At 64.6% G+C, this 20,575-nt stretch carries 12 protein-coding genes, 1 pseudogene and 1 riboswitch; of the genes and pseudogenes, 2 read left to right on the top strand and 11 right to left on the bottom strand.

Going from position 1 to position 20,575, the window contains the following annotated elements:
- Positions 1–5: 5 nt before the first annotated feature.
- From IEX97_RS09360 to ytxC, 4 genes are all read right to left on the bottom strand, one after another.
- A complete protein-coding gene (locus tag IEX97_RS09360; protein WP_188882588.1) occupies positions 6–1,046 on the bottom strand; it encodes a type IV pilus twitching motility protein PilT in 1,041 nt (346 codons plus the stop codon).
- Positions 1,047–1,079: 33 nt separating this feature from the next.
- A complete protein-coding gene (locus IEX97_RS09355; RefSeq protein WP_229776735.1) occupies positions 1,080–1,871 on the bottom strand; it encodes a prepilin peptidase in 792 nt (263 codons plus the stop codon).
- A 197-nt stretch (positions 1,872–2,068) separates the two neighbouring features.
- Positions 2,069–4,012 carry a threonine--tRNA ligase gene (thrS, locus tag IEX97_RS09350; protein WP_188882587.1) on the bottom strand — a complete coding sequence of 648 codons (1,944 nt, stop codon included), beginning with the start codon at positions 4,010–4,012 and terminating at the stop codon, positions 2,069–2,071.
- Positions 4,013–4,522: 510 nt separating this feature from the next.
- Positions 4,523–5,416: a sporulation protein YtxC gene (gene ytxC, locus IEX97_RS09345; protein WP_188882586.1), complete on the bottom strand. Its 894-nt coding sequence runs from the start codon at positions 5,414–5,416 to the stop codon at positions 4,523–4,525.
- Between the two features lie 200 nt (positions 5,417–5,616).
- Between ytxC and IEX97_RS09340 the strand changes: the two genes are divergently transcribed.
- Positions 5,617–6,780 carry a DUF362 domain-containing protein gene (locus tag IEX97_RS09340; protein WP_188882585.1) on the top strand — a complete coding sequence of 388 codons (1,164 nt, stop codon included), beginning with the start codon at positions 5,617–5,619 and terminating at the stop codon, positions 6,778–6,780.
- A gap of 56 nt (positions 6,781–6,836) precedes the next feature.
- On the opposite strand, the pseudogene IEX97_RS09335 reads toward IEX97_RS09340, so the two are convergent.
- The 7 genes and pseudogenes from IEX97_RS09335 to IEX97_RS09305 form a co-directional block, all read right to left on the bottom strand.
- Positions 6,837–7,124: pseudogene (locus IEX97_RS09335) on the bottom strand (HAD family hydrolase); the annotation flags it as partial.
- Positions 7,125–7,224: 100 nt separating this feature from the next.
- Positions 7,225–8,601, bottom strand: a complete 1,377-nt coding sequence (locus IEX97_RS09330) for a DNA recombination protein RmuC (RefSeq protein WP_188882583.1) — start codon at positions 8,599–8,601, stop codon at positions 7,225–7,227.
- An 87-nt stretch (positions 8,602–8,688) separates the two neighbouring features.
- Positions 8,689–10,974: a 5-methyltetrahydropteroyltriglutamate--homocysteine S-methyltransferase gene (gene metE, locus IEX97_RS09325; RefSeq protein WP_188882582.1), complete on the bottom strand. Its 2,286-nt coding sequence runs from the start codon at positions 10,972–10,974 to the stop codon at positions 8,689–8,691.
- A 134-nt stretch (positions 10,975–11,108) separates the two neighbouring features.
- On the bottom strand, positions 11,109–12,146 hold the full coding sequence (locus tag IEX97_RS09320) for a ribonucleotide-diphosphate reductase subunit beta (RefSeq protein WP_188882581.1): 1,038 nt from the start codon (positions 12,144–12,146) through the stop codon (positions 11,109–11,111).
- Positions 12,147–12,303: 157 nt separating this feature from the next.
- Positions 12,304–14,610: a ribonucleoside-diphosphate reductase subunit alpha gene (locus tag IEX97_RS09315; protein WP_188882580.1), complete on the bottom strand. Its 2,307-nt coding sequence runs from the start codon at positions 14,608–14,610 to the stop codon at positions 12,304–12,306.
- Between the two features lie 295 nt (positions 14,611–14,905).
- Positions 14,906–15,118: riboswitch (cobalamin riboswitch) on the bottom strand.
- Between the two features lie 170 nt (positions 15,119–15,288).
- A complete protein-coding gene (locus IEX97_RS09310; RefSeq protein ID WP_188882579.1) occupies positions 15,289–17,109 on the bottom strand; it encodes a multicopper oxidase domain-containing protein in 1,821 nt (606 codons plus the stop codon).
- A 189-nt stretch (positions 17,110–17,298) separates the two neighbouring features.
- Positions 17,299–18,771 (bottom strand): hypothetical protein, encoded by a 1,473-nt coding sequence (locus tag IEX97_RS09305; protein ID WP_188882578.1) that lies wholly within the window; start codon positions 18,769–18,771, stop codon positions 17,299–17,301.
- 654 nt (positions 18,772–19,425) lie between these two features.
- On the opposite strand from IEX97_RS09305, the gene IEX97_RS09300 reads away from it, so the two are divergent.
- The gene (locus tag IEX97_RS09300; protein ID WP_188882576.1) at positions 19,426–20,475 is read left to right on the top strand and encodes a nucleotide sugar dehydrogenase; all 1,050 of its coding nucleotides are present in this window, start codon (positions 19,426–19,428) and stop codon (positions 20,473–20,475) included.
- Positions 20,476–20,575 lie beyond the last annotated feature (100 nt).

The raw sequence follows: 20,575 nt of genomic DNA, 5'->3' as shown, positions 1-20,575 counted from the left end.
GGTTCTCAGGAAGTTGCCGCCACGTGGTGCGCCATGTACTCCGTCAACACGGATGCGGGCAGCACGCCGCGGGAGATGAGTTCCCGCAGGTGCATCTCCATGGTTTGCATGCCAAACGACCGGCCTGTCTGCATCATGGACCGGATTTGATGCGTCTTCTCCGTACGGATGAGGTTGGCCACCGCCGGGGTATTGACCAACACCTCCACCGCCGCCACCCGTCCGTTCCCGTCCTGCCGCCTGTACAGCCGTTGCGTCACGACCCCCTGCAGCACAGACGCCATCTGCAGCCGCACCTGCGGCTGCTGGGCGGCCGGGAAGACGTCGATGATACGATCCACCGTCTGCACCGCGTCACTGGTATGCAGGGTGGCGAGCACCAAGTGTCCGGTCTCCGCCGCGGTGATGGCTGTCTGAATCGTCTCCAGGTCGCGCATCTCACCCACTAAAATCACGTCCGGGTCTTGGCGCAACGCCGCACGCAGCGCAGGGCCAAAGCCGCGGGTGTCCTGGCCTATCTCCCGCTGGTCCACAATCGACATCCTGTGGTGATGGAGATACTCGATGGGGTCCTCCAACGTGATGATGTGTTTGCGCTGCGTTTGATTGATATGCTCAATCAATGCGGCCAGCGTCGTGGACTTGCCGCTGCCCGTGGGTCCGGTCACCAATACCAGCCCGTGCGGCTTCTCCGTGAAGCTGAGGACCACGTCGGGCAGCCCGAGTTCCGCGAACTGGGGGACCCGGTTCGGGATGACCCGCGCCGCGATGCTGACGCTGCCCCGCTGGCGAAACACGTTCACCCGGTACCGCGACACACCATGGAGGCTGTAGGAAAAGTCAATCTCGCCCGCCGCCAAAAACGCGTCCCACTGGGCGTCCGTCATGAGGGTGCGGGCCATCTCCTCCGTATCCTTCGGCGCCAACGGCTCGCCCTCCGGGATAAGCTCTCCGTGGATTCGGAAAACCGGCGGACTGTTCACGGAGATGTGCAGGTCGGATGCGCCCCGTTCTTTCGCGCGCACCAGCAACGCCAACATGTCCATCCCGATTCCCCCCTTCGCAGATTGGCAGCCCGATCAGCCGCCCAACCCCAGCGCCACGTGGACGTACCAATGGATGAGCGCCTTGCCCCACCACGCGGCGGTCGCCACGCCCGCGGTGATGAACGGTACGAACGGGATAGGCTGACGGGGTTTGAGGCGTCCGGTCAGGCGCAGGCCCAGGCCGATGACCGTTCCGTAGAACGAGGCGAACACGAGCGACAGCACGCCGCCCCAAAACCCGAGCATCCCGCCGATGCTGAGGTACAGCTTGACGTCTCCCATGCCCATGCGTCCCCGCGACAGCCAGTGGATGCCCCACAGGACACCCGCACACCCCACCGCACCCGCGAGGGCACCCCGCCAAGGCTGAATGCCCGTGGCGGCCGCCAAACCCACCATGATCAGCGCGCCGGGTAAGGAGAGCACGTCGGGCACGCGCATCGCCACGAGATCGCACGCCGTCACGCACAACAGCAACAACCAAAACGCCCACCACGCGAGCATCATATACCCGGTGGCCGAGACCGTAGCGGAGGTGGCAAACAACACCCCGCCTGCGAGCTCAAGCAAAGGGTACCGAACGGGGATCCCGGCGTGACAGGTTCGGCAGCGGCCGCGCAATCCCAACCACGACAACACCGGAATGAGCTCGTACCACGCCAACGTGCGCCCGCATCCGCGGCAGTGAGAACGCGGCAAGAATAACGATTCGCCGCGCGGCAAGCGCTCGCCGACCACGTTGGCGAACGATCCGAACAAAAGCCCGAACAGAAACGCGGCGCCCGCCAAGGGCGCCGGCCAATCTCCGACCGAATGGATCAACACGCCGACCCCTTATCCGCATCACGCTTTGGATTCGGGGTTTCTATTCGACCTCGCAAGGACGAATCCCTCTCGCCTATCCGACAAATCTTGCAATCTCTCGACAAACCGAGCGTCCACCAATCCGGCCGGCCCGCCAGACACCTTGCGTGCCATGGACCGGCCGGCGCAGACGGCAGCGCGCTCAGGCCGCTGCCACGTCACGGTTTCACCAACAGCTCTTTACGGTCCACCACGTCCCGCAGCATGGCGATGAACGCGGAGAGCGGCATCTGGCCGAGATCGCCCTCGCCGTACTTACGGACGCTCACGGCGCCATTCGCTCGCTCACGCTCGCCCACAACAAGGGTGTACGGGATCTTCTGCACCTGAGCCTGCCGGATCTTGTAGCCGATCTTTTCCGGCCGCACGTCCGCCTCCGCTCGGAAGCCCGCATCGCGCAGCTGCTCCGCCACTTGTTCCGCGTAGCCGGCGAACTCGTCGCTCACGCTCGCCACCCGGGCCTGCACCGGCGCCAGCCAAGCCGGGAACGCACCCTTGTACTGCTCAAGCAAAAACGCCACGAACCGCTCCATGGTGCCCACCACGCCGCGGTGGATCACGACCGGCCGGTGCGGTTTGCCGTCCTCGCCGATGAACTCAAGCTCAAACCGGTTCGGCAGGTGAAAGTCGAGCTGTACCGTCGAGAGCGTCTCATCCTTGCCGAGGGCGGTCTTCACCTGCACGTCGAGCTTCGGCCCGTAGAACGCCGCCTCACCCGGCGCTTCCACGTATGCGAGGCCGAGATCGTCCATGGCTTGCTTGAGCATCGACTGCGCCAGTTCCCACATCTCGTCGTTCTGCACGTACTTGTGCGTGTCGTTCGGGTCGCGGTACGAGAGCCGGTAGTAGTAATCGGTGATGCCGAAATCCTTATAAACGCGTTGAATGAGCTGCACCACGCGCGTGAACTCTTCCTGGATCTGATCCGGGCGGCAAAAGATGTGCGCGTCGTTGAGCGTCATCGCCCGCACCCGCTGCAGCCCGGCCAGGGTGCCCGACATCTCGTACCGGTGCATCGTGCCAAGCTCCGCGATGCGCAGCGGCAGGTCGCGGTAACTGCGCAACTCCGACTTGTAGATCATCATGTGGTGCGGGCAGTTCATCGGGCGGAGCACCAGTTCCTCGTTGTCCATCTGCATCGGCGGGTACATGTCTTCGTGGTAGTGCTCCCAGTGCCCGGAAATCTTGTACAGCTCGACACTCGCCAGGTGCGGGGTGTAGACATGGTGATACCCGAGCCGCTCCTCAAGATCGACGATGTAGCGCTCGATGACCCGCCGGACCTTGGCACCGTTGGGCAACCACAGCGGCAGCCCCTGGCCGACCTCTTTGGAGAGCATGAAGATGCCCAGTTCCTTGCCGAGCCGGCGGTGATCCCGCTGCCGCTGCTCCTCCAGGTAGGCAAGATGCGCGTCGAGATCGCTCTTTTTCGCAAACGCCACCGCGTAGATGCGGGTGAGCATCTCCCGGCTGGCATCCCCCCGCCAGTAGGCGCCGGCGATGGACATCAGCTTGAAATGCTTGATCCGCCCGGTCGAAGGCAGGTGCGGGCCGCGGCAGAGGTCGACGAACTCACCCTGGCGGTAAATCGTGATGACGGCATCCGCGGGCAACTCCTCGATGATCTCGACCTTGAACCGGTCCTCGCGCTCACGGAACATCGCCAGCGCCGCTTCCCGGGAGACGACCTCGCGCACCACCGGATAGTCGGCCGCGATGATCTTCTTCATCTCCTCCTCAATGCGCGGCAGGTCCTCCGGGGTGAACGTATGATCCGCGAAGTCGTAGTAGAAGCCGTGCTCGATGACCGGCCCGATGGCGAACTTGACGCCGGGAAAGAGCCGGCTGACCGCCTGGGCCATCACGTGCGCACACGTGTGACGCATCACGTCCAGCCCCTCCGGGTCGTCGAGCGTGAGGAACGCCACCGCCGCGTCCTGTTCCAAGGTGCGCGCCAGGTCCCACACCTCACCATTCACCTTCACGGCCACCGCCTCGCGGGCGAGCCGCGGCCCGATGGAAGCCGCAATGTCCGCGAAAGTCGTTCCTTGTTCGTACCACCGTTCCGATCCGTCTTTCAGCGTGACCTTGCACTGGGCCATACCGCATCGTCCTCCTTGTCCAAACACGTCACGCATACGCGGAACGCAGCGTACCGCCAAACGCCGCGCAGCGCCTGATTTCATCGCACCACACAAAAAAGGCGCCCCGTCCCGCATGGGACGAGAACGCCCGGTTCCCGTGGTTCCACCCATCTTCGGCAGCGCCCGCAGTCAGCGTTTGGCGCAGTGCACGCCACGCGCCTGCGCCGGCGCCACCCTCATTGCGCGTATAACGTCCGCCCCGGCCGCCGTTTCACCACGGCGTGCGGCGAGCCCGGCACGTACACCCGGCGCCCCCCAGCCGTGGATCCCCGGCGGCTGCTTGGAAAGTGGTGGCCTGCGGAGGTCCCGTGAGAGACGCTCACAGCCCAGGACGTCTCCTCTCTGACACAGGACAACTTCCGCGGCGCCTTTCCGCATTGCATATATGCTATCCTGTTGGATGCGCATCCATTCTAGGGCACCTGGCCGGGTGTGTCAACCGCACGCGGCCATGGTCGAGCAACGTCATCATCCTCTTGGAAACGGAAACACGATGTTCACCTGCGGCGGATTCTGCTCACTCGCATTCCGCAGCCGTTCACACACGTCACACCCCGGACAACGGCGCGTCCTTTCCAAAAACACCCGTTCCACCGTTTCTGCAAAGCTCGGCCACGGCGCCGCCTTGGTGACATCATGCACCACCACGTACCTGGGCGCGCGCGTGATGAGGAGGCTCATGGCCACGTCTTCCACATCGATGTCTTCCTCTTCCTGTTCCTGCTCCGCAATGACATCCAATACCCGCCTGTCGGTGACCACCTGCCCGTGCGCATCCGTGACCCAGACACAGGCTTCCGAACAGTAGACGTGTAACACGTCGGCACCAGGGGGCTGGGCGTCGAGGATGTGCCGCAACATGGCGACAAACGTCTCATATTCGCGATCGGCGAAGAACTGTTTGACCACGCCGCTCGCCACGTCTTGCAACGCTTTCAGCCACGGACGGGCCCGGAAGCGCACGACGCCATCCAAGTGCACACGACCGTACCGCGACAAGGTATCCTGCACAGCGCGCATCAACTCGGCCCGCCAAGGAGCGGGGTGCCATGCTGCGTCGCGATGGGCCCGGCGGATGACGTGTGCGGCCAACAGGGCAAGGTACTGCCGTTCCTCCGGCGAGAGCAGCGGGTACATCGCACGCAGTCGTGTCTCCATATACAGATGGGGCCATTCGGAGCACAAAAATTCAGCCACAGATTCAAGCAGGGTATGGAGACCGGTATCTCCCGACCGTTCGACGATGAGGGTGTAGCGCGGCGTCACCTCCTGTTCAGCCACCGCCCAACCTGCCGTGCGCAACCGGCCGGCCAAAGCACCCAAGGGAACATCCGATTCGATGGTGGCGATACGCACAGCCATCCGTCCTTTCTGCGCAACGAAGATCATATTGGCAGTTTGGGGCCAAGCGGCGCACGATTATACTTGAAGTCCGAGAGTATATGCGGCATGTGCAAACGGTGGCGCGGCACGTGCATCGCGTTCGGCAACCAAGATGGAATACAAGGGGGAGTATCGAAATTTCAACTTACCCGTTATAATCGAACAGGGAGGGATGACGGATGGGTGCCAAGGTTTTCTTCGCGCCAGCCAAAGTGAAGCGCATGCATCAGGCATACTCGTTGCCTGCCAAACTGGATCGAATCTTGCGCGAGCAAGTGGACCTGCGGCGGATTGTCGGCGGAAAACGCACGGTCATCAAGGTGCACCTGGGAGAGGAACGTATTTTTACCACCGTCCATCCTGTGCTCGTGCGCCAGGTGGTTTCGCTCGTGAAAGAGGCGGGCGGTCAGCCCATCGTCGTCCACTCCTGGGGCGCGGTGGACGCGGCGACGCGCGGATACTCGGCCGAAACCCTCGGTTGCCCGGTGCTGCCGATGAACGGCACGACGGAGAAATACTACTACCCCCATCCTCTGCCGACCGATTATCCGTATCTGAAAGAGGTCTATGTGTCCGGAGAGATCCAGGACGCCGAAGCGATGGTTGTCATCACCCACGTCAAAGGCCACGGCAACACCGGCATGGGGGCCGCGCTCAAAAATGTCGGTATCGGCATGCTGGCCGGTCCGTCCCGCAGCTGGATCCATCAACAGGTAGCGCAAATCCCGTATTGGAACGCCGAGGCATGCGGCAGCAAACAGCCATGCAACACGTGCCTCGAATCTTGTCCGGTGGAAGCCATCCACTGGGGCGGATCGAACAAGGATGAGTTGCACATCGACTTCCACAAGTGTACGTTCTGCAACAAGTGCGTGGAGGTCTGTCCGGCAAACGCCCTCGCGCTCAATGCGGATGAGCTGTACGGTTCGTTCCAGCGTGCGATGGCGCTGGCGGCGCGGGAGGTGCTCTCGACCTTCGAACCAGGCCATGTCCTCTATCTCAACTATCTGCTGAACATCACGCCGTGGTGCGACTGCCATGGCTTCTCGACGCCGAGCATCACGAAGGACGTCGGGGTGTTGGTAAGCGAAGACCCGGTCGCCATTGACCAGGCGTCGTTTGACCTGCTCAAGGATGCGGAATTGTTCGAGGATATGATCCCGGAGGATTTCCAAACCCAGTTCGAGGGCAGCATCTTCCAGAGGTTCCTCGGCACCGCGAAAGACCCCGAATTCCAGATCCGCGAAGCAGCCAAGCTGGGGTTGGGATCGCGGGAATACGAACTGGTCAACGTCGACGACGTCCTCCAACCTAAAGAAGCGGAACTTGTGGCGGGCCACTGACGGCCCGCCTCGTTTCACCGCAGGCCGGCCCCCAAGGCGCCTCGGCAAAAACAGCATCAACCCACCGCGGCCAGTTGACGCTGGATGAATTCCACCACCGCGCATACATCGGGGAACACCCAGCAATCGTGGATTTCCTCAATCCCGACCCGTCCGAACCGGTTGATGAGCACCGCATCCATGCCGACACTGCGCGCGCCGACCACGTCGTCGTAGTAGTTGTCGCCGACCATCAATGCGGCTTGCGGCTCAATACCCATCGCGGTCAGCGCATGTTCGAAAATCTTGCGATCCGGCTTTTCCACCCCCACCTCCGCGGAAATGACCGTCACCTCGAATCGTTGGCCGTATGTGAAGCGAGTCTAAAAGCTTGAACCAGGAATTGCGAACCGTGTGTAAAAAAAACGCGCGTGGTGAAACCACGCGCACCGGGTGAACGCATCCTCACCCGGTCACACCGGAATCCAAACCGCCCGCGGCCATGTCCTCCTCCGCTTCCCAAGCGATGTCAGGCAACACACGCCGCGCCTCGGCGGATGGCAACGCCTCGACGTGGCGCAGTTTGCGTTCGATGGTCCGCGTCTTGCGCGTCGCCTCCTCGATGGTATGGCTCGCCTCCTGCAGCTTGCGCTGCGTCTTCTCCAGAATGCCGCCGAACTTGTTGAACTCCGCCTTCACCGCGCCCAACAGCTGCCACACTTCGCTCGCCCGCCGCTCGATGGCCAGCGTCCGGAACCCCATCTGCAATGTGTTGAGGAGCGCCGCCAAGGTCGTCGGTCCGGTGAGGATGACGCGGTATTCCCGGTAGATGGTCTCCATCAGCCCGGAGCGGCGCAACACCTCGGCGAACAACCCCTCCACCGGCAGGAACAAGAGGGCGAAGTCGGTCGTGGCCGGCGGGTGGATGTACTTGTCGTGGATCTCCTTGGCCGACGCTTTGATCCGCGCCTCCAGGTGCTTGGACGCCTCTTGGAACAAAAGCGCGTCCCCCGTCTCCTGGGCCTCCAGCAGGCGTTGGTAGTCCTCGAGCGGGAACTTTGCATCGAGCGGCAGCCAGATGAAACCCGCATCGCCGTCCCGCGCCGGCAGCCGGATGGCGAATTCCACCCGCTCGCCGCTGCCCGGCCGGACCGCCACGTTCGTGGCGTACTGATCCGGCGCCAGCATCTGCTCGAGCAGGCTGCCGAGCTGCACCTCACCCAACACTCCGCGCACCTTCACGTTCGTGAGGACGCGCTTGAGGTCACCCACGCCCGCCGCGAGCGTCTGCATCTCACCCAGCCCGCGGTGGACCTGCTCCAGCCGCTCGCTGACCAGCTTGAACGACTCCCCCAGACGCTGCTCCAACGTCGCGTGCAGCTTTTCATCGACCGTGGCCCGGATGTGCTCCAGTTTCTGCCGGTTCTCCTCCTGCAACGCGGCCAAGCGCTGTTCCACGGCCGCGCGCACACCCTCCAATTTCTGCTCGTTCAGGCGCGTGAGTTCACCCACCTGCGCCGAGGCCTGCGCGAGCAGGTCCATGTTCCGCTTGGCCATCTGTTCAAGCACGTCCGTCAGCTGCCGCTGCACCCGCAGTAAGGTGTTGGCCAACTCTTCGCGGCTTAACCGCTCCGCCTCTTGGCTCTCCCGCCTGCCTGTGGCGATCTCGCTGCGCACCGACGCCTCCATCCGTTCCAACGCCCGCTCCATCGCCTGCCAGCGGTGCTGAGCGTCCGCTTCGCGGCGGCTGGTGCGCAGCCACACCGCCGCGAGGAGCACCCACGTCACCCCCTGCGCCACGAGCAACGCAGCCAGCAACGCTTCCGTCCAATGGTTGGTCATCTCCGCACATCGCCTCCCGGGACCCAGTGTCCCAGAAGCGGTGCATCCATGCAAGACCCGACACGAAAGCCCCGTGCCATACCCCGCTTACGAACGCGCGGCCTGCGTGAGCGTTTCCCGCATCTCCCGCGCCGCCGTGATCATGTGCGTGAGGGCCGGCCACACTTCTTCCTCACGCCGCGTCTTGAGGCCGCAGTCCGGGTTCACCCACACCTGCTCCGGCGGCAGCAGTGTGCACGCTTTCGCCAACAGCGCCCGCACCTCGGCCACTTCCGGGATGCGCGGGCTGTGGATGTCGTACACCCCCGGCCCGATGTCGCACGACAAACGTGCCGCCGCGATGGACGGCAGGTCCGCCATGCCGGAACGCGCCGCCTCCAGGGAGATGACGTCCACGTCCATCGCCGCGATGGCGCTCGTGATGTCGGAGAACTCCGCATAACACATGTGCGTGTGGATCTGCGTCTCGTCGCGCACACCCGCATACGCCAAGCGGAAACACGCCACCGCCCAATCAAGATACAAGGCGCGATCCGCCCGCCGCAGCGGCAGGCCCTCGCGCAGTGCCGGCTCGTCAATCTGGATGACGCGAATCCCCGCCCGCTCCAGGTCGAGCACCTCGTCCCGGATGGCGACGGCGATTTGACGGCAGACCGCTTCCCGGGACAAGTCATCGCGCACGAACGACCACTGCAGGATGGTCACCGGGCCTGTGAGCATACCCTTCACAGGCCTGTCCGTGAGTGACTGCGCGTACGTGGTCCACGCCACCGTCATCGGGCGCGGCCGGGCCACGTCGCCATAGATGACCGGCGGCTTCACGCAGCGGGTCCCGTAACTCTGCACCCAGCCGTGCTCGGTGACGAGGAAGCCGTCGAGCTGCTCCGCGAAGTACTCCACCATGTCCGTCCGCTCGAACTCGCCGTGGACCAAGACATCGAGGCCCAATGCCTCCTGCCGGCGGACGCAGCGGGCAATCTGCTCGCGCAGGAACGACGCGTACGCCTCCGGTGCCATTCTGCCTTGGCGGGCATCCGCCCGGGCCCTGCGCACCGCCTCCGTCTGCGGGAACGACCCGATGGTCGTGGTCGGCAAGAGCGGCAGTCCGAGACGGTCCTTTTGCAGCCGCCGGCGCACCGCCCGCGGTGCGCGCGCCGGCGCCTCGGCCGCCACCGCTTCCACGCGGGCGCGCACGTCCTGCCGCACCACACCCGGGTGCGCACGCCGGGAGGCAAGCGCTGCCCGCTGCGCGGACCATGCCTCGCGCACCCCGTCCTCCCCCTCGTCCAGCGCCCGGCGGAGCAGGTGAAGCTCCTCCAACTTTTGCACGGCGAACGACAGCCAGCTGCGCACCTTGGGGTCAAGCTTCCCCTCCTGCGCCGCGTCCCAGGGAACGTGCAAAAGCGGGCACGAGGGTGCGAGCACCACCCGCTCGCCGCCGAAGCGCGCCAGCACCGGGGACACCCGGGGCAGCACCGCATCGAGGTCCGCCCGCCACACGTTCCGGCCGTCGATCACGCCGAGCGACACCACGCGTTCGTCCGGCACGCGCACCCGCGCCAAATCGTCCCAGTGCTCGGGCGCGCGGACGAGATCGAGGTGAATGCCGTGAACCGGCAAGGACCAGACGCGTTCAAAGTGCTCGCCCAACCCGCCGAAGTAGGTGACAAGCATCACCTTGACCGGCGCCGCCGCAGCCAGGCGCTCGTACGCCGCGCTGACCTGCGCCATCTCCTCCGCCGTCCGGTCGAGCACCAGGCACGGTTCGTCGAGCTGCACCCACGCCGCCCCCGCGGCGTGCAGTTGTCGCAACACCTCTTCGTACACCGGGAGGAGCCGGGACAGCAACGCCAGCGGATGGCCGCCGCCTGCCATCTTCCCGAGCAGAAGGAAGCTCACCGGGCCGAGGAGCACCGGCACGGTGCGGATGCCGAGCGCCCGCGCTTCACAAAACTCATCGACCGGCTTTCGGCTTGTGAGCGCGAACGCTTGATCCGGCGTAAACTCCGGTACCAGGTAGTGGTAGTTGGTGTCGAACCACTTCGTCATCTCGAGCGGCGGGACGCGGCCGCCCCGCGCCATCTCGAAGTAGAGGTCAAGCCCCACCGGGCCGCCCGTCCAACCGAACCGCGCCGGCACGGCACCCACCATCACCGCCGTGTCGAGGACGTGATCGTAGAGGGAAAAGTCGTTTGCCGGGATGAGGTCCACCCCGAGCTGGTGCTGCAACCGCCAGCGCTCGGCGCGCAGGTTGGCTGCCGCGTCCGCCAGCTCCGCCGCCGTGAGACGGCCCGCAAAGTAGCCTTCCACCGCCCGTTTTAACTCGCGCCGCCGCCCGATGCGCGGAAATCCCAAGGTCGCAATCCAGGTCATCGCTCATCCTCCGTCCAATCGGTCTGATGCCATCCTGCACGCACGTCGTCGCACGGGCTGTGATGGCGCGCACACGATGCGCGCCGGCAGGCGTGAGGCAAGCGCACCTTCCCCGCCGCACCCGTGAGCGGCACTCACAGCTCGTCCCAGTTCAGGTTGGCCGCCTTCGTGTAACTGGTCACCTTCTGCTCAAAGAAGTCGGTCTTCGTCGCGTTGATGGCCGCGAACTGGTCCACCCAGCGCATCGGGTGCTCGGTCACCTCCGGATAGAGCGGCTCCATGCCGAGCGACTTGAGCCGGATGTTCGCCAGGTATTTGATGTACTGGTCGATGAGCTCGTCCGTGAGCCCGGCGATGTGGCCGCCCGTGACGTACTGACCCCAGGCAATCTCGTGTTCCACTGCTTGCCGCATCATCTCGCGCAACTCGGCGACGAGGTCGTCGGTGAACAGGTGCGGGTTCTCGCGCTGGATCTCCTCGTAGATGTGGCGGAACAGCGCCAGGTGCGTGAGCTCGTCCCGCTGGATGTACTTGATCTCGGAGACCGTGCCGAGCATCTTGCCCTGGCGGCCGAGGGCGAAGAAGAAGCTGAAGCCCGAGTAGAAGTAGACGCCCTCCAGGATGTAGTTGGCCATCACCGTCTTCACCAGGTTGCGGTCGCTCGGGTCGGCGATGAACTCCTCATACCGGTCGGTGATGAACTGATTCCGGCGCAACAGGTGCTCGTCTTCCCGCCACTCGTTGTATATCTGGTCGCGGATGTCGGCCGAAACGACCGAATCGAGGATGTACCCGTACGATTGCGAGTGCACCGCCTCCTGGAAGGCGTGCACGGTGAGACACAGGTTCACCTCCGGCGCGGTGATGTACTCGTTGATGTTCGGCAGGTTGTGCGTCTGGATGCTGTCGAGGAAAATGAGGAACGAGATCACCTTGTTGAAGCTGCGCCGCTCCTCTTCGGATAAGAACGGGTACTGCCGGGCGTCGTCGACAAGGGCAATCTCCTCCGGGATCCAGAAGTTGCTCATCATCGCCCGGTACATCCGGTACGCCCACTCGTACTTGATGTTGTTGAGCTCAATCAAATTGGTGGTGTTGCCGCCGATGATCCGGCGCTTGCCCCAGTCCCGGTCGCCCTGGCTGTTGAACAGCTTCGTCCGCGTCAGCTGCATGGTCCATCATCCTTCCCCTTTCCACAATCCCTGCGGGACACCCCACGCCGCTTCGGCCATCCGCTTCGCCTGCGCCCAACCGTCAACACGGGAGACGGCCGCGCCAGGCTGAGCGCCTCGCGCAGCGCGGAAGCAAAGCCGGGCGCGGCGGGGCCCATCACGACGAACACGCCACGCAATCGGCGACTTCCAGCGACCGGTTGCGGACATAGTAGATCGTCTTCAGCCCCTGCTTCCACGCCGACATATACAGGTTCAGGAACTCCCGCACTCCGATGTCCGGCGTGATGTACAGGTTGAACGACTGCGACTGGTCGATGTGGCGCTGGCGGGCCGCCGCCGCCCGGGTGCTCCATTGCTGGTCGATGGTGTGCGCCTCCTGGTAGTACCAGAACGTCTGCGGCGAGAGCCCCGGCGCGGTCTGCGGGATGACGCCGTTTTTCTTCTCCTCGAGGAAGAAGCGCGAGAACACCGGATCGATCCCGGCGGTGCTGCCGGCGATGAGGCTGGTGCTGCTCGTCGGCGCGATGGCGATGAGATACGCGTTGCGCACCCCGTCCCGGGCCACTTGCTCGCGCAGGCGGTCCCAGTCCGGGCCGCCGGGGCGCGTGCGGTACCCCCTGAGGTCGAAGTAGGCGCCCGTCTGCCAATCGGAGCCCGGGAACAACTCGTACGGCCCTTTCTCCCGCGCCAACTGCCACGAGGCCTCGATGGCGAAGTAGTTGATCCACTCGAACAGGCGATCCGCCTCCGCGACGTGCGCCTCCGACTCCCACGGGATCTGGCGCTGGGCGAGGTACTGATGATACCCGCTTACCCCCAGACCCACGGCCCGGTAACGCCGGTTGGTGACCGCCGCCTGCGGCACCGGATAGTGGTTGAGGTCGATGGCGTTGTCCATCGCCCGCACTTGTGCGTGCACGGTGCGCCGAATATCTTCCATCGTCTGGCAGCGGCCGAGATTGAGCGACGAGAGGTTGCAGACGACAAAATCGCCGGGCCGGTAGCGCATGACGATGTCCCCGTCTGCGAGCCGCTCCTCCACAAGGATGGTGGGCCGCATGTTCTGCGCAATTTCGGTGCACAAGTTGCTGCAGTAGATCATCCCGGCGTGCTTGTTCGGATTCATGCGGTTGGCCGTGTCGCGGAAGAACACGAACGGCGTCCCCGTCTCAAAGGCGGATCGCATGATCCGCTTCATCACCTCGATGGCCGGTACCTCGAGGCGCGGCAGGCGCGGCTCGTCGATGCACGCCTGGTAGCGGCGCTCGAACTCTTCGCCCCACGCGTCCTCCAGGCGAAAGCCCATTACCTGCTCCACCTCGTACGGGCAGAACAGGTACCACGTGTCGCGGCGCTCGACACGGCGCATGAACTCATCCGGAATGCACACCGCGGGGAAGATGTCGTGCGCCTTCATCCGCTCGTCGCCGTTGTTGGTGCGCAACTCCAAAAAGTCGAGGATGTCCTTGTGCCACACGTCCAGGTACACCGACACGGCGCCGCGGCGCACGCCGAGCTGATTGCAGCTGACGGCGGTGTTGTTGAAGTTTTTGATCCACGGGATGACGCCGCCGCTCGCCCCCTGGTGGTGGCGGATGGCCGATCCGCGCGCCCGGATCTTGCCGACGTAGATGCCCATGCCGCCGCCGAACTTCGACACGCGCGCGAACGCCTTGTCGGTGTCGTAGATGCTGATGAGGTCGTCTTGCGGCATGTCGATGAAACAAGAGCTTAGCTGCGGAAAGGGCTTGCGGGCGTTGCTGAGCGTCGGCGTGGCCATGGTGGCTTCAAGCTGCGAGAGCATGTCGTAAAACCGCTTGGCGTGTTCCAGCTTGTCCCGCTCGCGCATGGCAAGATGCATCGCCACGCCCATGAACATCTCCTGCGGCAGCTCCAAAAGCTCCCCGCCGCGGCCGCGGATGAGGTAGCGGTCGATGAGCTGCTTGAGTCCGACGTAGTTGAACAACAGGTCCCGCTCCGGGCGGATGTAACGGCCGAGCTCCGCGATCTCGTCGTCCCGGTAATGTTCCCGGATGTACGTGCCGTACCGGCCCATCCGCTCCAGGCGCACCACGAGCGACAAGAAGTCGCCGTACCCCGGCTCTCTGTCGCCCCGGTTGCGGGCGGCGTCCTTGTAGCTCTGCGCCAACAAAAGCCGCGCGGCGGCGTACTGCCAGTTGGGCGCCTCGACTGATGTGAGCTCCACCGCCGCCTGCGTGAGCACACGCATCAGTTCCGCGGTGCTCATGCCGTCCCACAGCTGCGGCGCGCACGCGTCGAGGAGCGCTTCCGGCGCGCACCCCGCCAGGCCCGCACAGGCCCGGGCGGCGACACGGTACACCTTCGCGTAGTCAAACGGCTGCCTGCGGCCGTCGTGTTTGACCACCTCACGCACGCCGGGCAACTCGCGCCCTTGCCGCACACCGGATGGCGGCGCATCTTGCAACAACACTGGATTCATGATCCCTTCCTCCCTCCTCGTGCAGCGCGGGGTGCCGATCCCGGAGCTGGCGAAGATGAGCCCCTGTAAAAGCGAAGCACCCCGCTCCCGGCCGGGATGGGGGTGCAGAAAAGCGACGACGTGGCATGGCGGGCGGCCGCAGCAACCGCACCATCCGGCGGTCGTTGCGCGGTCGGTCGGTTTCGGTCATGGCAGGGTGCGTCCACATGCATCCCTCGCCTGGCCGCCTGCCGGCCCGCGTCCGCTCCGTATCCGATGTCGTACCGGTCTGCCCCTCCCAATCCCTCGTGGGAGACGTGCATCCACAAACCTGGCAGGTCTCCGGGCTCGGACGTCATCTGCCAGCGCGCAGCCTTCCCCGGCGAGCGCCGAGTGGCTGGCGGCACCCTTGCGCGGTTGCCGCCTGCGCGCGCTGCATCGTTCCTTACCGTGGCGAGGACCGCTCCAGCTTCGCACTGGATTCCCTTTTCACCCGCACCAGGCGGGCACCAGGTTTGGCGATATGTACGTTTGTCGGCAGTATAACACTATATCTAGCGATTTTCAAGCGTGCACAACCGGGAAGATACACTATATTTTGCGGTCCGTCCAAGTTTTACGGCCCGTCCGGCATGCCGCGGCCGCGGGCGCCGGGCGGACCGGTCATTTGCAACCGACGCTGGTCATGTGGGATCAACATCACCGCACGTCGACGAACGTCACGAGGCCCCCCATCTCCGCCAGGTGCGTCGCCGAGCCTTCTTGGTCAGGGCCCGGATTGACTGTGTGATCCAGGATGTGGCAATGGAACATCCACTCGCCCGGCCGGTTGGCCACAAACGCGATGTCCGCCGTCTGGGACGGCCCGAGCGTGACGGTGTTGGCGTATTCCGGTTGGGACAGCGGTTGGCCGTCGCGGGCGACGATGGCAAACGTATAGCCGTGCAGGTGCATCACGTGGAACTCTTCGGCGCTGGCGTTCACCAGCCGGATGAGCACCCGCTGGCCGCGGCGGACGTGCAGCACCGGCGCCTCCGGGAACGCCTTGCCGTCCATCACGAACGCGTTCTCCTGTTCCGATCCGTCGACCTTGAAGCTGGCCAGCTCATACAGGGCGTCCACGTCGTACCGGTGCGACGGTCCCTGCGCCGGATCGACGAGGATGACCCCGTGCAGCCCCATGTCCATCTGAAAGTCGTCGTTCACGTGCGTGTGGTACAGGTGGGTGCCCACCATCTGCGGCGTGACCGTGAAGCGGTAGGTGAACGATCCGCCGGGCGGGATGGGCTGTTGTGTCCCCATCTCGTCGCCGTCCATCTTCATCCGCGGCACGCCGTCCATACCGTTGGGGACGGCGAGCCCGTGCAGGTGGAGGGTCGTCGGCTGCGGCAGCTCATTGTGCAAGACGATGGCCACCTTGTCCCCGACGCGGACGCGAATGAGCGGACCGGGCACCTGGCGGTTGTATCCCCAGGCCTCCACCACCTTGCCAGGGTACAGCTGCCAGGGAAAGGCGGACGCCGTGAGGACGAACTCCTTCGTCCCGTCCGGCAGGATGCGCGGCAAAAGCGCTTTTTCCGCCAACAGATCCTGCGCCATCCGGTCTTGCGCCGCCGCCGCGGACGGCGACAGCGTCAACGTTTGGCCTGTGCCGCCGGCATCCGCCGCACCCGCGGCCGTGCCCGTGGCGACGACGTCCCCGTCCGCCTCCCGGACGACCTGGCCGCTGCCCTGCTCCCCGCCGGTCATGCTGGCGGCGGTGACCACCTCCGTCCCCCAGCCGACGGCAAACCCAAGGACCAACGCCGACATGATGATCCGTTGCGCAGTCTCCTTGCGGACGGCGGACACCATCTCGAACACGACGTAGAGGATGGCCCCGCCCGCCATGGCGAGCACGAACACCGACAGCGGCTCCGACGTCCACACACCGCCCGCCAGCGTGCCGACCAACGTGGGACCGCCGCCGACGGCGCCCAGCCCGAACAGCGCCGGCCAAGCCAGGCGCTCCCCGTCGCGCAGGGCCGGCCCCACGATGCCGAATCCTTCCGTCGCGTTGTGCAAGGCAAAGCCGATGACGAGCCCCACCGCCAACGCCGCCTTCCCTTGTGCGAACGACTGGCCGATGGCCAACCCTTCGCTCAAGTTGTGCAGGCCAATGCCCAGGGCGATGAACCACGGCAACACCCGCGGCGAGTCCGCCCTCCGTCCCAGCCCGCGCTGCTGCAACGCCACCAGCGCGACGAAGCCGATGGCGAGCCCGCCGACGAGCAGGATGACGTCGAGCAGGGCTGGGGCCGCAGCGCGCGTCTGATGGAGCGCCGAGATCACCTGACTCGAGGTCTCCCCCGCCGCTTCGCCGAGGATCTCCACCAACAGGTAGACCAGGATGCCGGCCGACAACATGCTGAGCGCAGCCCGCACCGTACCCGACAAGCCGCGCAGCCTGCCCAGCGGCAGGCCGATGTAAATGGTGCCGCCCGCGATGAAGCCAAGCAGCAAGAGCTCCCACACCCGCACGCCCATGCCACCCCAATCATGACTTTTCTAGTCAACTTTGTCCCGACAAAAAAAGAAATTCATAAGAACAAAAGACGAGATTAGTATAATCTAACGCGCGGCTGCAGGCAAGCGGAGGAACGGGGGGATCCGTGTGCAAACGGTGCACACCGCGCACGGCAACGGGACGGCCGAAACGCCGAGCCCGCCTCACGACACCTCGATCCGGCGCAGCGGCGGCGTCACCGCATAATTGCGCGTGTCGGGCGGGTACCACCGGATGCCGATGCTCGGGTGCACACCGTCCGTCGGGTTGCGCTGGATGAGCGCAGGGTTCACGGGCGTGTTCCAAATGTCAATCTGCGTACGGGCCGGGTCGGACGTGTAAAACGTGACACCGCGCAGGTTGGCGAGCGTCGGCGGTTGCCAGCCGAACACCGGATCGGCGATGCCGGTGATGTGGATGACCGCCTCTTGGTGCGACCGCGTCACGTAGTATTGCAAGTACCGCTGCGTCACGTTGTACTGCAACAGCCGGCTGGTGCGCGCGACGAGGATGTGCCCCGCGAGATACTGGTGCTGCAGCAGACGCAGCGCTGCCACGGCGTTGCCCGGCAACGGATTGACGTCGTTGTCGGAACACAGGTGGGTGGCGACGATAGCGTACTCATGTCCCCATTCAATCTCGAGCAGGTGCCGGATGGTCAACACCTGCGAGAGGTCATCCACCGACCATACCCAGTGCGAGTCTCCCCGCTTGTCGATGCTGCTGCTCGTGTAACGCCAGAATCCCCACACCTTTCGGCCGTCCGGCAACCGCAGCGGATAGATGATGCTTGGGTACCCGAAGCGTGCGCTCGGAATATCGGCCCAGACGAAGCGGATGCCGTACGGAATGAGGAGATCCGTCACATGGTACGGTGAACCGGGGAGTGCCCCTTGCTGGTAGCGGTAGAAGCGGCTTACACCCCAAGCGCCGAAGTTGTCGACGTTCGACTGGTTGCCGTGATCGGTCCATACGGTCACGAAGTCTTTGTGCGCCTCGAGCGTCCGGATGGCTTGCACGGCAAGCTGACGGCGGAACAGGGTCTGATGCGGGTTTTGCATGCTGAAATCGCCGAACGAGTGCATGGCGTCGATCCAACCGGCATGGATGTAGCGGTCGATGATCTTCGCCCCGAAGGGAATGTCGCTCGTGCGGTAAAAGTATGTGAACTCGCCCGCAAGACCTGACTCATGCCAATCGACGTTTTCGCGCAGGTTGGATCCGTTGTACATGAAAAACGAATCGGCGATGTCGAGCCCGAGCCCACGGCCCATGGGCGTCATCTGCGTCGTATTGAGAAACGTGTGGATGAGGTTGAACTTGCGCAACGTCTCGTGGTCCGCGTCCGACGAGATGGCGAGCATCGCCTGATACGGATACGGAAACTTGCGCATGCCGTACACCACCACGGATGGCTTTGCCACCGCCGTCCGCGTACCGGTGCCAACCCCGCCATCCCCTGCGGGCAGACCCGCCGCCTCATGGCGCAGCACACGGTGCATCGCCACCGGCGTCTCCGCACCGTCCGGTGCACGGCTCACCCCAAGGGGTTGCGCCGGGCGGACAGGCGCCGTCCACGTCACAACCGCGGCGGCCAACACGCCCATTTTGCTTCCCCACACACGCCACCATCCCATGTCGCACGCTCCCCTCACCCGCCCGGCGCGAAACATCATCCACGCTGACGCGTCCGGGACGCTCCGTCCGTGTTCATGTTACATGTTAAGAACTTATTGAGAAGATGTCTAGAAGTATTGTATAGGGTTGGGAACGATGGCGCAAAGCGTGCGGAGAAACGAGCAAGGAACCGGAACCGACGCCGCGTGGCGCGCGCGGGCACGCGCCGGCACAGGGTGGCGCCATCCGCCGCCACCCTGCCAGCACATCTTCAGCCGTTTGGCCGCATCAGGGATTGGGCCGCATCAGGGATCAGTACGTGCCGTACGGGACAAGCAAGATGAACAGCACAAAGATGATCAGGAACACGACCGCCCAACGGGTGTACCCGCCGAAGCATCCCGCGTCATGCATCACCGCAACCCCCCTCCGTGCTGGAAGTGATGCATTCTACCCGCGCATCGCGCGCCAGGACCACGACGGTTGCCGCACCCCTACGTCCAATTTGCCGAACCTGCACCGAACCGTTACCCACCGCTCACGAAAAGTTAACACTTGCTTGATACCTTTGAGGCGGAGATGAAGAAGGAAAACCACGGTTCGTGCGCAGGGCGCGCGGGTGTCGGCGCCGCGCTCTGCGGTTTGCGCAAGCCAACGCGACGGGAGGGCTTATGGTGCGCGAAGCCATCAGCGTCATCGGATTGGGGTACATCGGCCTGCCCTTGGCGATGTGCCTGTGTGAACAGGGTCACCGGGTCATCGGGATCGACGTCGATCCGGTGAAACTGCGCGACCTGTCCGCAGGGCGGACGCAGGTCATGGAGTCGTACGAAGGCGAGCCGCTCGCTTCCATCTTGCAACGCCACCTCGCCAGCGGCCGCTTTGTCCCGACAGGGGATTGGGCGATGGCGGCCGAGGCGTCGTCCCACATCATCACCGTCGGCATCCCGGTCCACGAAAACGGCGTGCCCGACCCTCTGCCCCTGCTCGCGGCCATCCGCAGCCTGGGTGCGGTGCTGCGCCAGGGAGATCTGGTGCTCGTCCGCAGCACCTTGGTCCCCGGGATGATGGAGCAGGACATCATCCCCTTGCTCGCGGAAACAAGCCGCATGGTACCAGGCACCGACTTCGCGGTCGCCTATGCGGCGGAACGCGTGGCGGAGGGCCGCGCCATGTACGAATTCCGGACGCTCGACGTCGTGGTGGGCGGCCTCACCCCCGCCTGCGGTGAGCGGGCGAAGGCGCTCCTTTCCACGCTGACGGACGGCCAGGTCCACCTGACCGACCTGCGCACCGCCCAGTTGACCAAGGTGATCGAGAACGTGCAGCGCGATGTGAACATTGCGCTCGCCCACCAGATCAAGGAGATTGCGGAACACCACGGCGTGGACGTGTACGAGCTCATCCGCTTGGCCAACACCCATCCGCGGGTGCGGCTGCTGGAACCGGGGCTCGGCGTGGGCGGCTACTGCATCCCGAACGCTTATGCCTACATCGCGGCGTCGCTGCCGAAGACCCGGCCCGTGCCGCTGCTCACGCTGGCGCGCCGCATCAATGAAGAAGCGCCCATCCGGGCGGCGGCGCAGCTGGAACGCCAACTGGCCGCCCTCGGCAAACGTCTGCGGGAGAGCACGGTGGCCATCCTCGGCCTCGGGATGAAGGACGGATCGAACGACACAGATTCCGCGCCACGTCGCAGTTTGGTGAACTGGAAATCAGAATGAAGACTTGCGGGAATGATGGGACTGACGCGGATTCCCTATATATGGTTCTATGAAAGCGCGATCATTTGTAAATTTGATCAGATATGGAAACGACCTGCGC

Origin of the sequence: Paenalicyclobacillus cellulosilyticus, assembly GCF_014647315.1 — a bacterium.
GTDB lineage: Bacteria > Bacillota > Bacilli > Alicyclobacillales > Alicyclobacillaceae > Alicyclobacillus_J > Alicyclobacillus_J cellulosilyticus.
Note: the sequence above shows the minus strand (reverse complement) of the source record. Positions and strands in the feature narration are given on the sequence as shown.